The 13291-nt window shown below is 71.9% G+C and carries 10 protein-coding genes and 1 pseudogene; 7 read left to right on the top strand and 4 right to left on the bottom strand.

Annotation, left to right across the window (positions count from 1 at the left end):
• Window positions 1–86: 86 nt before the first annotated feature.
• Window positions 87–1652 carry an aldehyde dehydrogenase family protein gene (locus AB0B64_RS48575; RefSeq protein ID WP_358194163.1) on the bottom strand — a complete coding sequence of 522 codons (1566 nt, stop codon included), beginning with the start codon at window positions 1650–1652 and terminating at the stop codon, window positions 87–89.
• Between the two features lie 40 nt (window positions 1653–1692).
• Entirely contained in the window at window positions 1693–3120 is a 1428-nt protein-coding gene (locus AB0B64_RS48570) for a DUF1338 family protein (protein WP_358194151.1), read from the bottom strand.
• Here AB0B64_RS48570 and AB0B64_RS48565 point away from each other — a divergent pair.
• Complete coding sequence (locus AB0B64_RS48565) at window positions 3113–4156, top strand: LysR substrate-binding domain-containing protein (RefSeq protein ID WP_358194134.1); 1044 nt, start codon at window positions 3113–3115, stop codon at window positions 4154–4156. The two genes, AB0B64_RS48570 and AB0B64_RS48565, sit on opposite strands and share 8 nt — an antisense overlap.
• Window positions 4157–4213: 57 nt before the next feature.
• Here AB0B64_RS48565 and AB0B64_RS48560 read toward each other — a convergent pair whose 3' ends face one another.
• Window positions 4214–6748 (bottom strand): LuxR C-terminal-related transcriptional regulator, encoded by a 2535-nt coding sequence (locus AB0B64_RS48560; RefSeq protein ID WP_358194125.1) that lies wholly within the window; start codon window positions 6746–6748, stop codon window positions 4214–4216.
• Between the two features lie 65 nt (window positions 6749–6813).
• Here AB0B64_RS48560 and AB0B64_RS48555 point away from each other — a divergent pair, with 65 nt between their 5' ends.
• The 3 genes from AB0B64_RS48555 to AB0B64_RS48545 all read left to right on the top strand — a co-directional run bounded on the left by AB0B64_RS48555 (window position 6814) and on the right by AB0B64_RS48545 (window position 10151).
• Entirely contained in the window at window positions 6814–7920 is a 1107-nt protein-coding gene (locus AB0B64_RS48555) for a hypothetical protein (RefSeq protein ID WP_357952889.1), read from the top strand.
• A 50-nt stretch (window positions 7921–7970) separates the two neighbouring features.
• On the top strand, window positions 7971–8507 hold the full coding sequence (locus AB0B64_RS48550) for an RICIN domain-containing protein (RefSeq protein WP_357952886.1): 537 nt from the start codon (window positions 7971–7973) through the stop codon (window positions 8505–8507).
• Window positions 8508–9347: 840 nt separating this feature from the next.
• Window positions 9348–10151 (top strand): hypothetical protein, encoded by an 804-nt coding sequence (locus AB0B64_RS48545; RefSeq protein WP_358194100.1) that lies wholly within the window; start codon window positions 9348–9350, stop codon window positions 10149–10151.
• Window positions 10152–10369: 218 nt separating this feature from the next.
• Here AB0B64_RS48545 and AB0B64_RS48540 read toward each other — a convergent pair whose 3' ends face one another.
• Entirely contained in the window at window positions 10370–10762 is a 393-nt protein-coding gene (locus AB0B64_RS48540; RefSeq protein WP_358194091.1) for a hypothetical protein, read from the bottom strand.
• 541 nt (window positions 10763–11303) lie between these two features.
• On the opposite strand from AB0B64_RS48540, the pseudogene AB0B64_RS48535 reads away from it, so the two are divergent.
• The 3 genes and pseudogenes from AB0B64_RS48535 to AB0B64_RS48525 all read left to right on the top strand — a co-directional run.
• Window positions 11304–11762 (top strand): annotated as a pseudogene (locus AB0B64_RS48535) (respiratory nitrate reductase subunit gamma); the annotation flags it as partial.
• A 63-nt stretch (window positions 11763–11825) separates the two neighbouring features.
• Complete coding sequence (locus AB0B64_RS48530) at window positions 11826–12965, top strand: N(5)-(carboxyethyl)ornithine synthase (protein WP_357952882.1); 1140 nt, start codon at window positions 11826–11828, stop codon at window positions 12963–12965.
• A gap of 72 nt (window positions 12966–13037) precedes the next feature.
• On the top strand, window positions 13038–13291 hold a 254-nt coding region (locus tag AB0B64_RS48525), incomplete at its 3' end, for a selenium-binding protein SBP56-related protein (protein ID WP_358194078.1).

Below are 13291 nucleotides of genomic sequence, written 5' to 3'. Positions count from 1 at the left end.
CTCGGTCGAGCGGCAGGTCGCCGCAGGGCCGATGGTCAGGTCCGGTGGTGTGGGCCGGATCGCTGGTCTGGGTCGTGGTGCGGTTGTTAGAGGAAGCTCACGTTCTGGGCGAGGGTCAGCTGGTCGGAGTAGTTGACGGTGCCGGTCGCGCGGCGCATGTAGGCGCGCCAGGAGTCCGAGCCGGACTCGCGCCCGCCGCCGGTCTCCTTCTCGCCGCCGAAGGCCCCGCCGATCTCCGCGCCTGAGGTGCCGATGTTGACGTTGACGATGCCGCAGTCGGAGCCGTCGGCGGCCAGGAACCGCTCGGCCTCCCGCAGGTCCCGGGTGAAGATGCTGGAGGACAACCCCTGGGGCACGTCGTTGTTCAGGGCGATGGCCTGGCTCAGTGTCCGGTAGGTCTGCACGTACAGGATGGGCGCGAAGGTCTCCTCCCGGACGATGCCCGGCTGTGCGCCGATGCCCGATTGCCCGTCGCTGCCCGGCTGTGCGTCGATGCGGACGATGGCGGGCTCGGCGTAGTAGGCGGCGGGGGCGGCGTCGGCGAGCCGGCGCCCGCCACCGGCCAGGATCTCGCCGCCCTCGGACCGTGCGGCGCTCAGCGCCCGCCGCATCGCCTCGTGGGCCTGAGCGGAGATGAGCGGCCCGACGAGGGTGGTGTCGTCGAACGGGTCGCCGATGGGCAGCTTCGCGTAGGCGGTGGTGAGCCGGTCGATCAGGTCGCCGGCGATGTCGGTGTGCGCGATGAGCCGGCGCAGGGTGGTGCAGCGCTGCCCGGCGGTGCCGGCCGCGGCGAACACGATGGCGGAGGCGGCCAGGTCAAGGTCGGCCGACGGGGTGACCACAGCGGCGTTGTTGCCGCCCAGCTCCAGCAGCGAACGCCCGAAGCGGGCGGCGACCCGCGGCCCGACCTGGCGCCCCATGCCGACCGAGCCGGTGGCGCTGACCAGCGCCACCCGCCGGTCGTCGGCCAGCCGTTCCCCGATGGCGCGCTCGCCGAGCAGCAGCCGGTGCACGTCACGGGGCACGCCGCTCCCGGCTGCCGCCACGGCCAGCAGCCGGTCGCAGGCCAGGGAGGTGAGCGGCGTCAGCTCCGACGGCTTCCAGACGACGGTGTCGCCGCAGACCAGCGCTATGGCGGTGTTCCACGCCCACACGGCGGCCGGGAAGTTGAACGCGGAGATCACGCCGACGACGCCCAGCGGGTGCCAGGTCTCCGACAGCCGGTGGCCGGGCCGTTCGGAGGCGATGGTGCGCCCGTACAGCTGGCGCGACAAACCGACCGCGAACTCGCAGATGTCGATCATCTCCTGGACCTCGCCGAGCGCCTCCGAGCGGATCTTGCCCGCTTCGATGGTGACGAGGTCGGCCAGGTCGTCGCGGTGCCGGCGCAGGAGTTCGGCGAGCCTGCGTACCACCTCGCCGCGACGGGGGGCGGGCACCGTGCGCCATGCCAGGAACGCCTCGTGCGCGGCCCCGATCGCCTCGTCGGCGTCGGCGGGCGTCGCGGCGGTGAGGCCGAGCAGGGTCTCGCCGGTGATCGGCGTACGGGCGTGCAGGTCGTCGCCCTCCTTCAGGGTGACGTCCAGGCGGGCCAGGATGTCGAGGGCGCGTCGGCGCAGGACGCCGGTGGCGGGCAGGGTGGTCGTGGTCATGAACGGTTCTCCGTAGCAGTACGAGGTCGGGCTCGGGGGGTCAGCTGATCTCGGGCAGGCCGAGCGCGTGGGCGGCGTCCTCCAGCGAGCGCCGCTGCTGGCTCTCGTACAGGGTGAACGGGTCCAGCACCTCGGCCCCGATGGCGCCGGCGAGCCAGTCGCTGTCGTAGTCGGCGGCGGCGCGGCTGTCGTCCCTGACGCCCTGCCCGGTGAGGTTGGACTGGAAGATCCCGGCCGCCGAGCGGGGCAGGAAGTCCTCGTAGACGATGGGCTCGGCGCGTACCCAGCCGTGATCGATCAGGTCGGCGAGCCCGGTGCCGGGCCGCCGCCCGTCACGCGGGCGATCCGGCACCGGCCGATAGGTGAAGTACGCCAGCCGCTCGACCGCCAGATCCCGCTCCGTCGCGGGAAACTCCCGCTCCCAGAGCGCCCGGGCGGCCCGCGCACGGCCGTCGACGCCGCCGGCGAGCCGGGCGGCCGAGCGGTCGGCCGAGCGGTCGGCAAGGTTGGCGTCGGCTCTGGCTTGTAGGTCGTCGTAGCGTTCGCGGCCGGCCCGGGTCAGCGCGATTCCGCGCGCCTCCACCTCGCCGAAGCGCACCCGCAGCGATCCCGTGGTGAGGCCGCCGTCAGGCCGGCGCAGCGCGCGCGGCTCGGCCAGGGCGCGAAAGGAGGTCTGGCGCAGCAGTACGTCCGGACCGGACCAGCGCGGCGGCCCCTGGATCTGGTCGATCATGGTGATGCCGCGCTCGGTCATCCGCGCGTACAGCTCGTCGATGTCGAGTACGCGCGGCGTCAGGTGGTTGATGTGGGTGCTGGTCACGCCGCCGATGTCGGCCGCGACCGCCGAGACCCGTTCCAGGGTCTCGTACCAGGCCTGGTCGATCGGCTCCCGGCCCAGCGCGAACGCCTGGACGGCCAGGTGCGTGAAGCGTTCGGCCTGCTCGCGCGGCAGTTCGCGCTGGCGTCCGGCCCGATCGGCCAGCTCCAGCAGCTCCGGCGGGAACAGCCGCCGCGCGGCCAGGAACCTGTCCAGCCGCTCGCGCAGATCCGGGTCGAAGAAGCGGGGATCGGCCGGGGTGAGCATCGAGGTGAAGACCCGGAAGGGATCGCCGGCCAGCTCGTCGGCCGCGACGGGCCGAAAGGCGGTCGAGACGACGGGCACGGCGCTGGCGGCGGCCTCACGCAGGTCGTAGAAGCCGACCGGGCGCATCCCCAGCGCCCCGAAGATCCGCGCGACCTGCCGCAGCTCGGCCGGGGTGCCGACGCGGATGGCGCCGTGCCGTTCGGCGGTGACGCGCTCGATGGAGCCCAGCCGCTCGGCGCCGGCTCCCGCCCGCCGCAGCACGCCGTCGTTGACTTTCCGGCAGACCTCCACCAGCGTCCGGTAGGCGGGCACCTCCTGCCCGTACATCTCCGACAGGCGCCGCGCGAACGCCGCGCGCAGCCGCCCTTGAGAGACCATGACCATGCGTTATCTCCTCCAGGTACGGATGGCTTTGTCCACGATGGAGGCGATCCCGGGTGAATCCAAGCCCCAGCAGACCGATAGATTTCCCGCCAAAGCCCAAGAACTGCTTGGGGTGCTCTACTGGCGGCGCGGAGTCGGCATGATCAAACCCCTGCATCTGCTCACCCTGCGAGAGGTGTGCCGGACCGGATCGTTCGCGCTGGCGGCGCGCGAGCTCGGCTACACGGCCTCGGCGGTGTCGCAGCAGATCGCGGCGCTGGAGAAGGACACCGGGCTGGAGCTGTTCGAGCGTGAGGCGCGCGGCGTGCGCACCACCGCCGCGGCGCACCGGCTGGTCGAGCTGAGCCAGCGGGTGCTGGCCACGCTGGAGGACTTCGGCTACGAGGTGCGCGAACTGGCCGCCGGCACCACCGGCCGGCTGCGGCTGGGCAGCTTCCCCACCGCCAGCGTACGGCTGGTGCCGCCCACCCTGTCGGCCTTCACCCGCCGCTACCCCCGCGCGGAGATCCTCCTGGAAGAGGGCGAGCCCGAGGAGCTGATCCCGCGGGTGATCGACGGCGCCCTGGACCTGGCGCTGGTCTACGAGTACGGCCTCACCCCGCAGCAGTGGCCCGACGGCCTGGCCGCCCACCACCTGCTGCGCGAGGACCTGCTGCTGCTACGGCCCCGCGACCACGCCCCGGGTGCCGAGCTGCCGGAGCTGGCCGGGGAGCGCTGGATCACCAGCCGCGAAGGCACCGGCGGCGCCCTGTCGCTGGCCCGGCTGTGCGCGGCGGCCGGGTTCGTGCCCGCGGTCACCTTCCGCAGCAACAACTATGACGTGGTCCGCCACCTGGTGGCCGCCCGGCTGGGGGTGGCGGTGGTGCCCGCTCTGGGTCATGTTCCCGATGATCGCGTCGTGGCGACGCGCCTGGACCTGCCCGCCGCCCACCGCACCGTGGTCGCCCTGCACCGCCAGGCCAACGGCAACCCCCTGCTCGCCGACGCCCTGGAGACCCTGCGGCAGGCGGCCGGGCCGCACTTCGACCAAGGCTGAGGCACGAGCGGCTACCAGCGAACGAGCGCGGTCAGCTCCCGTCCGAACCCGGCAGCACTATCCCTGCGGCCCGCTCAGGAGGGAGGCGAGGGCGGTGCGATCGTTGACGCCTGTCCTTTCGTAGATGGCGTACAGCGTGTTGGCCACCGTGCGAACGGACACGACGAGCCGCTCGGCGATCTCGCGGTTCGTCAGCCCCTGGGCGGCCAGCACGGCGATCTCGCGCTGCCTCGGCGTCAGGCCCGGGACGTCGAGGTCCATCAGCGCGAGCGTACGGGCACCCTGGCAGCGCTGGGAGAGCCGCCAGGCCCGGGTCTGCGCCGCCCGCATGCCGCGCCACAGCCTGGACTCGCGGTAGCGGGCCGCCGCCTGCGCGGCCGCCTCGGCCGCGTACAGCAGCAGGCCGAGCCGTTCGAAGCCCTCCGAGACCACGTCGAGCTGCGCGCCGTCGCGGGCGGCGGCATGCCGCGCGAACAGGGCGACCAGCGGGCTGTCGACCTCGAGCGCGGCGAGCCGGGCGGCCACGAGGTCGGGGCGGCCCAGCCGGACGACGTCGTGCAGCGCGAACGGCACGTCGCACGGCAGCGCGCTCTCGGCGCTCTCCAAACAGACCTCGACGGCACCGGCGGCGTCGCCGCGCCCGGCCATGGTCCACGCGCGGGCGAATCGCAGGGGCAGGACGCCGTACGGGCCGATCGGCGTGCCCGCGCCCTCCGCTCGCGCCAGCGCCTGCTCGGCCGCGGCGACGTCGCCGAGGAGCGCGTAGGCGTGCGCGAGTTCGCCCAGGCAGGCTCCGGCCAGCGTGCTGGGGACGGGCAGCCGCACGACGGTGTCGCGGGCCCAGGCGAGGGCGTCGGTGAGCCGGCCGCGCATCCGCAGCACGCGGGCCTTGGCCGCGCCGAACTCCAGGATCGCCCGCGTCCAGCTGCCCCACTGGCCTCCCAGGTCGTATCCCTCGTCGGCCAGTCGCTCGGCGGTGTCCAGATCGCCGAGCAGCAGGGCGGCGTTCGCGGCGTACCCGGTCAGAGCGGCCGACAGGCTGCGCATGGCGTCTGGTTGCTGCGCCAGCCGGGCGCCGGCCTCCTGCACGCGGGCCAGGCATTCCGTAGCCTGGCCCCGCGCCAGCAGGACGGCCGCCTCGGCCCCGCCGATCATGCGCAGGCCGTGCGGGCTGAGCGGGCCCATGTCCCGCGTCCGTGCCAGCAGGTCCTCGGCGGCGGCGATGTCGCCGGTGAGGGCGGCCAGCACGGCCCGCATGATGAGCGTGCCCTGCCGTCCTTCGACACCGCGGGCCAGCCGGGTGGTCTCTTCCAGGACGGCCCGCGCCCGTGCGACGTCCCCCAGCCCGACGGTCAGGTTCAGCGCGCGCTGCACGCCGAGGTCGATCCGGGCCGTCTCGCCCATCTCCGCCGCCCAGACGCCGGCGTACATCTCCTCGGCCTCGGCGTGCCGGTCGGTGTAGAACAGCACGGTGCCGAGCGCGGCCAGCGCGGGCGTCGCGCCGCCCGCGGCCACGGCCGCGCGTCCGAGCCGTACGGCCAGCTCCAGGTCGCGGATGACCCTGGCGCGCTCGCAGCCGGCCAGCAGCAGCCCGGGATCGCCGCTCATGCCGCCGTCCAGCCGCCACAGCGCCACTCTGAGCACGTCCTCGCGCCGTCGTAGCCCGGCCTCGGTGACCGCCCGGGCCAGCCGGCGCATCATCGTGCGGGCGCGCAGTACGCCGCAGCCGTCCCTGATGACCTCGCCGTACAGGGGGTGCGCGAGCCGTACCTGGAGCCGCAGGCCGTCTCGCTGCACGGTGACGAGCTGACGGTCCTCCAGCTGCTGGACGGCGTCGAGGGACCCCAGGACGGCCAGCAGGTCGGCGCCGAGCGGCTCACCGTAGGCCAGGAGCTCCATCGCCTCACGCTCGCGCACGGTCAGGTCACCGATGCGTGCGGCGACGGTCTCGCGCAGCGTGGGCGTGATCGTCAGCGGCCCGCGCCAGCGCCACACCTGCCCGTCCTCGATGAGGATCCCGGACAGGACGAGCTCGTGCAGGTAGAGCGCGTTGCCCTGGCTGACGCGCCACAGCCGGGCCACGGTCGCCGACTCCACCCGGCCGCCCAGGGCGGCCTCCAGGACGGCCGCGGTGTCCTCCAGGGAGAACGGCTCCAGCTCCAGCCGCGGCACCAGGCCGTCCTTCCACAGGGCGTGCACCGCGTCCGGCACGGCTGTGCGGCTGCGGAGCGTGGCGATCACCCGGGTGCCGCCCCGCGTCACGAGGTGGTGGACGAGCGCGGCCGAGGCCGGGTCGAGCAGGTGGGCGTCGTCCACGACGAGCACCGGGGCGCGCAGCGCGGCGGCCGCCCAGCCCAGCGGGTTGCCGGTGGGCGGCGTGGCGGGCAGCAGCGGCGCGAAGGCGCCCAGCGGCAGCTCTCCGGCGGCCGCCGTGGCCCGCGCCCAGGCCACCCCGTCGAGATCGTGTACGGCCTGCGCCACCAGGCGGCTCTTGCCCGTGCCCGGTGGTCCGGCGACGACCACGCCCCGGTCGGCGGACCTGATGGCCGCGAGTTGCGCCGTACGCCCGACGAACGGCCAGGAGGCTGCCACGGCGAAAGCCTATTTGAGTAGGCCGTGCTCATGCGAGGCAGTATCGCGCTCGGCAGGCTGGAGCCATGACCAACACACCGGCCACCGGCCTGACCGACCTCGTCCGCGCGAGCCTCGGCGATCCGCTGGCCGAGATCGCCGAGCAGCGCGTCGAGCCCGTCCACCACGGTTCCGGGTCGCTGTCGACGGCCTCGCTCCACCGCGTGCGCGGCACGACGACCAGCGGCGTGAGCTGGTCGTTCTTCGTCAAGTCGATCCACGCGATCAAGCACTCGGCCTGGTTCGCGCGGATGCCGGAGGAGCTGAGGGCCGAGGCGCTGGCGCAGTTCCCCTGGCGGGCCGACGCGGACGCCTACCTGGCCCGCTCCCCGCTTCCCGACGGGTTGCGGCTGCCCCGGATGTACCGGCTGGAGGACCTGGGGGACGACCGGCTGGTCATGTGGCTGGAGGACGTGCGGGTCGAGCCCACCGCGTGGGGCCTGGACCGCTACCGCGCCGCCGCCCGCCTGCTCGGCGACCTGGCCGCCGCACGGCCCGTGGCGGGCCGCTCGTCGGCGCCGCGCGAGCCGCTCAACCTTGGGCTGCGCTGGTTCTGCGCGGGTCCTGTCGCCAGGCTGTTCCTGCCGATCCTGCGGGACCCGGCCACCTGGCGCCACCCTCTGGTCGCCCGGCATGCCGATCCCCTGCTGCGGGCCGACCTGCTGGCTCTGGCCGACCGGATCGGCCCGCTGCTGGAGGCGCTGGAGCGCCTGCCGCACACCCTCGTGCACGGCGACGCCGGCCCCATGAACCTGCTGGTCCCGGCCGACGGCTCGGCGCAGTTCGTGGCCGTCGACTGGAGCTGGCCGCACCCGGCGGCCGTGGGCTTCGACCTCGGCCAGCTCTTGGTCGGCCGGGCCCACACCGGTGAGCTCGATCCCGCGGACCTGCCCGCCGTCCATGAGGTGATCGAGGCCGCCTACGCCGCCGCGACGGCCGCAATCGCCGACCCCCGCGAGGTCTCCTTCGGCTACGCCGCCGCGCTCGTGCTGCGCAGTGCGTGGACCGCGATCCCCGTGGAGCTCCTTGACCATGACCCCACTCCCGAACTGCACGACCTGTTTCGCGCACGGGCCGCACTGGCTCGCTTCATCGTCGACCTGGGGCGGTCGTTGCGCCTGTGCGACGGATGAGGAATCGGCTTCGCACCCCCACTCTGGATCACATGAGAGGAAAAATGATCATGTCTTTCGCAGCAATCCGCCGTGCTCTCGCCGTGGCCTCGGCCGCGGCCGCCGGCCTCACCCTCACCGCACCCGGGGTCGCCCACGCCGAAACCACCTACTACGAGATCGTCGCCGAGCACAGCGGCAGATGTTTAGACGTCCAGGACGCCAGCCGCGCGCATGGCGCCAACGTCCTGCAGGCGTACTGCGTGAGCGGATACAACCAGCAGTGGTCTTTCGTGCCGACCGACAGCGGTTACTTCAAGCTCGTCGCCCGGCACAGCGGCAAGTGCCTGGACGTCCAGGACGCCAGCCGCTTCCACGGCGCCAACGTCCTTCAGGCGAGGTGCTGGGAGCCGGGCTACAACCAGCAGTGGAGGATGCGGACGCCGCCCGGGGCGAAATGGCGCGGCACCGGCGCCTTCGAGCTGATCGCCCGGCACAGCGGCCTGTGCCTGGATGTTCAGGACGCCAGCCGCGCGCATGGCGCCAACGTCCTGCAGGCGATCTGCAAGGATCGCCTCAACCAGATCTGGCGTCGCCGAACCCCATGAGCGTCAGGCGTCTGTGCCCGGACGGAGCCGATGTGGGCCACGCCGACGGCGCAAGTGTGATCCAGGACCGCCGCTGGGGCGGCGAGAACCACGGCCGGCACGCCACCAGCACTGCCTGGAGACCTTCGGCCCCCGCATCGCGTCGGCGCGGGGGCCGTCCGCTTGCAACGCCATGCGGTGGACGTGCGGGGCCGGGCGGCCTGTCGGGAGGGAGCGGCGTGCGTGCCTTCGTGCGAGGGGGATGCGCGTGCGCGCAGGTTCCGACCAGCCGACACTGTCGCCAGCGCCGTTGCCGTGAACGGCGAGTCGGCGATGACCGTGGCGACGCAGCTGGGCGATATGACCGAGTTCTCTCTCACGTCGCCGCCGGGACGCTGCACCAGCATCGCGGCCCCGTTGTGCCGCCGATCGACGCCAGCGCGTTCGGACGGCCGGGGTTGGTGCGCATGGACGCTGTCGGGCAGTTGATCGGTGCGGTGATGGACGGGTGCCGCGCTTGTCAGGAGGCCCTGGCTGACCGGGTGCTGGACGGTGACCGGGTGGCCGCCACGAGCCTGGTTGGGTTGGTGCTGTCGCTGCTGCCAGGACCTCCCGGACAGTTCTCCGGTGATGCGACCGCGGCCGTCTACCAGTTGGCCACCGATCACAGTGATGACGGTGTGCGCACGCTGGTGGTTCACGTGGGAGGCCTGGATCGTGCGGTCCTGGCAGATGTGCTGGAGGACGTGCTCGATTTCGTGCCGGTCCTCATTGACGTCCTGGGAGAGATGCGTACAGGCACCGCACCCGAACCCGGCGATGAACCCAGGCGGGGAACTGGGGGAGGAAGCCACTTCGAGCGTGGCGATGGCTCTGGCGGTCTACCACGTGGCCGCGGGCATGGACGTGCTGCTGAACCAGGAGGAGATCCACGAACTTCTCGCGCTGGCCGAAGGCAGCGCGGGCGGCGGGCAGCCGCTGGCGTGTGTGCTGTGCGGCAAGCCGATCGACGTCACGGCCACGGCCGAGGTCAACCTGGGGCTGGCGATCTCGATGACGGGCGGCGGGCAGCAGACCCCCGATCTGCTGGTTCCGGCGTGGACGCACCCGTCGTGCGGGGGTGCGCGCGTCTGGGCGCAGGGCCGGCTTAACGCGGTTCGCCGCGCGGCGGGGCTGCCCATCTGGGGGGACGATCCGGCGCCGCAGGGCCTGGCCGCTGGGCGGGAGCCGGACTGGTTCACCTCCAGCCGAGTCCGCCACCACAGCACGATCTATCCGCTGCTGATCATCCAGCCTGGCCAGCTTCACCCTTACGGCACCCTCGGACATGTGGCCGACATGCTGACCATGGGCCTGCGTCCGGTCGACCTGACACGCGACCGGATCGAGGAGGTCGCGGGCTGGCAGGTGCGGATGGAGCGCGGCCGCGTCGCCGAGATCACCCGCCGCGGTGCAGGAGCGTGGTGGCGGGCCGATGCCGCGACCGGAAACGTCGACGTTGAGTGGAAGAAGGCGGGCAAAGCCCGCCGTCAAGCGGTGCTGCTGGTCTTGCCGCCGGGCTGGCTCACCGATGATCAGAGGGACCCCGCCGAGCTGATGTTGCGGGCGTGTGCCGAAGGGGCCACCTACGGTGGACTGATTCCGGTGCGGGGCTCCTTCTTCTGACTGGCGGGCGACCGCTGCCCGGGCACCGCCCCGCCTCCTGCCCTTGACCCGCTGACTTCTCCGATGAGCCGCCTTTCTGACGGACCACGGAATCGCCTACACCGTTGCTCGGCATCGATTTTCAAACCCGTCCGAGGAGGCTATACCTTCATGAAGATCAGGCATTCCGGCGACCGCCCTCCACGCTTTTGCGGCCTCGGCCACCGCGACGCCGTCCCTTATGTGGAGGCGCTGGCGTTTTGGGGCCGCGCCGTTGAGCAGCGTCTGGTGCCGCGCAGGTACGCCCTCATCAGGCCGTGGTCGTGGCCGGTAAGCAGGACCAGGTGCCCGCCCCGGCCGGGAGCCGGCAGCTCGGGGCGGCGAATCTCCTTGTGGACCGAGGCCATGACCAGGTGCCCGTCGGCGAGCAGGCCGGGCAGGTCCGCGACGGCCAGGTGCGGGTGCACCTCGGCGTGCAGGCCATGTGCGGCGCGTACGTAGTCGGCGAACGGCGCGTAGTACAGGCCCTTGATCCGGCCGTCGTCGTGCTCGACGTAGCCGCCGTAGGCGCGGCAGCCGTACAGGAGCTCCAGCAGCGGCTGGGCGTGCCCGTCGCGGTGATCGAGGGCCATCTGCAGGCAGGCCATGCCGCACGCGTGCCGGCACCAGCGGCCGTACTCGGCGCGGGTGCGTGCCCCCGAGGCGTGTCATCGTGGGTCATCAGCGGGATCGGCGCCCTCGTAGGCGATGGCGCCGATCCGCTGGGGGCTCATGTACTGGGTGAACAGGGCGACACCGTCATGCAGCGCCTACTGGCTGCTGCCCGCTCCAGGCGTGCAGGCCAGGCACACCACCATCTCCCCCAGCAGTCTCGGCGCGGCCGAGGAGCGACCGCAACGTGGTCCAGGCGGTGTTCCCGCCGGACAGGACCACACCGATTCTGCCGGAAAAGACCTCGATCCGCCCGCACGCCCGCCGCCGCGCCCAACTTACCGCGGCGAAACCGCCCGGCCGACCAAGGACAGGAGCGACGCCGCACTTGACACGATCGCAGCCCATAGCACTGGCCGGCGGTGCGGGGGAGCCCTGCTACTGCCGGCCACGGGCTGGTGGTACGAACCTTTGGGCAGGCGGACGTGACCGCCTCGTAGAGGGCTTGCTGCCGCTCCGGCCGTCGCGCTCGGCACCATCGCGGGCGCCGCCACCCTCGGCGGCCTGGCCGTACTCATCTACCGGCGACGCACCGTCGGACCGGTTTTCACCGACACCACCCGCAACGACAAGCTCATGTACGCCGTGCTGGGCATCACCATCGTGCTCGGTCTGGCCGCCACGGTGGCGGCCAACGTCATCGGGGGCGGCTACGACTATCGCGCCACCATCTCGCCGTGGTTCCGGTCGATCTTCTTCTTCAGCCCGGATCCCGCGCTGATGGCCGGTGCGCCGATCCTGTTCCAGGTGCACACGCTCAGCGCGCTGCTGCTGTTCGCCATCTGGCCGTTCACCCGGCTGGTGCACATGCTCACCGCGCCCATCGGCTACCTGACCCGCCCCTACATCGTCTACCGCAGCCGCGCCGACCAGCCCACCAGCGCCCGCGCGCCTCGGCGAGGCTGGGAACCCTCACGCTGATGGCCACTGCGCGTAACACCGATGTGGACCTGCTAGACATAGGGTCAACCCAAGGGAGCCCGTATGGATCAGCTCAGTCTCGGCGTCGTGGCACACTCCCGCAAGGAGAACGAGCACCGGCTGGCCATCCACCCGCTGCACCTTGAGCGGATCGAAGCCGATCTTCAGCACCTCATCTACCTCGAACGCGGCTACGGCGAGCGTTTCGGCATCTCTGATGAGCAACTGGCGCCGCACGTGGCCGGGTTGCTGTCACGGGAGGAGCTGGTGGCGCGCTGCGATGTCATTCTGCTCCCCAAGCCCCTGGCCCAGGACCTCAAGGAGTTGCGCGACGGACAGATCCTGTGGGGCTGGCCGCACTGCGTACAGGATGAGGAAGTGACACAGCTCGCGATCGACCGGCGACTCACTCTGATCGCCTTCGAGGCGATGAACCACTGGAACAGTGACGGCAGCTTCAACCTGCACGTCCTGCACAAGAACAATGAGATGGCCGGCTACTGCTCGGTTCTGCACGCCCTGGCGCTCACCGGGAAGACCGGCGACTACGGGCGGCGGCTGCGGGCGGTCGTCATCAGCTTCGGCGCGACCGGCCGGGGCGCGGTGACGGCACTGAACGCGCACGGCGTCAACGACATCGATCTGCTCACCTTTCGCGACGTCACCGCGGTCGCCTCTCCCATCCACTCGGCGCGCATCGTGCGTTTCGAGCACGAGGCCGACGACCCCAACCGCAGTTACGCGCTCACCGACAGCGGCCGGATACCGCTCGCCTCGTTCATCGCCGACCATGACATCGTCGTCAACTGCGTGCTCCAGAACACCGACAATCCGCTGATGTTCGTCAACGAGGACGATCTGGCCGCCTTCGCGCCGGGCACTCTCATCGTGGACGTGTCGTGCGATGAGGGGATGGGCTTCAGCTGGGCGCGGCCCACGTCGTTCACCCAGCCGATGTTCGAGGTGGGGGACAAGGTCCATTACTACGCCGTCGACCACAGCCCGTCCTACCTGTGGGACTCCGCCACCTGGGAGATCAGCGAGTCCCTGCTGCCGCATCTGCGGACGGTGCTCACCGGCCCCAAGGCCTGGGACGAGGGCGACACCATCCGGCGAGCCATCGAGATCCGTGACGGCGTCATCCAGAACCCCGCCATCCTGTCCTTCCAGCATCGCTCACCGGACTACCCGCATCCGAACTGAAGCGCTGCGTGATCATTCACAAAACGTGGCCCATACCCGGTTGACGTAGGAAATTGGTGGATACGTGAAGGGATGAGCCTCTGGACCCCGGACCCCACGTTCTATCCTTCGCCCAGGGACGCGGCCGGCGCACCCGCCGAGAAACTGGCCTATGTCGTCGCCTTCGACCGGTCGGCGACCAGGCCGGACGCGCTGGCCGTACTCGACACCGATACCGCCTCGCCGCACTATGGCCAGGTGGTGGGCTGGAGCGACCTGCCCAACACCGGCGACGAGCTGCACCACTTCGGCTGGAACGCCTGCAGCACCGCCCTGTGCCCCAGCGC

It is taken from the genome of Nonomuraea sp. NPDC049129, assembly GCF_040648495.1.
In the GTDB taxonomy this organism is placed as follows: domain Bacteria; phylum Actinomycetota; class Actinomycetes; order Streptosporangiales; family Streptosporangiaceae; genus Nonomuraea.
This window is presented reverse-complemented; position numbering and strand designations above follow the sequence as displayed.

What these genes read in the sequence shown, in the direction of transcription:
- AB0B64_RS48575 (WP_358194163.1), bottom strand. Translation starts at nt 1,652, where the DNA reads ATGACCACGACCACCCTGCCCGCCACCGGCGTCCTGCGCCGACGCGCC.
- AB0B64_RS48565 (WP_358194134.1), top strand. Translation starts at nt 3,113, where the DNA reads ATGACCATGCGTTATCTCCTCCAGGTACGGATGGCTTTGTCCACGATG.
- AB0B64_RS48570 (WP_358194151.1), bottom strand. Translation starts at nt 3,120, where the DNA reads ATGGTCATGGTCTCTCAAGGGCGGCTGCGCGCGGCGTTCGCGCGGCGC.
- AB0B64_RS48555 (WP_357952889.1), top strand. Translation starts at nt 6,814, where the DNA reads ATGACCAACACACCGGCCACCGGCCTGACCGACCTCGTCCGCGCGAGC.
- AB0B64_RS48550 (WP_357952886.1), top strand. Translation starts at nt 7,971, where the DNA reads ATGTCTTTCGCAGCAATCCGCCGTGCTCTCGCCGTGGCCTCGGCCGCG.
- AB0B64_RS48540 (WP_358194091.1), bottom strand. Translation starts at nt 10,762, where the DNA reads ATGGCCCTCGATCACCGCGACGGGCACGCCCAGCCGCTGCTGGAGCTC.
- AB0B64_RS48530 (WP_357952882.1), top strand. Translation starts at nt 11,826, where the DNA reads ATGGATCAGCTCAGTCTCGGCGTCGTGGCACACTCCCGCAAGGAGAAC.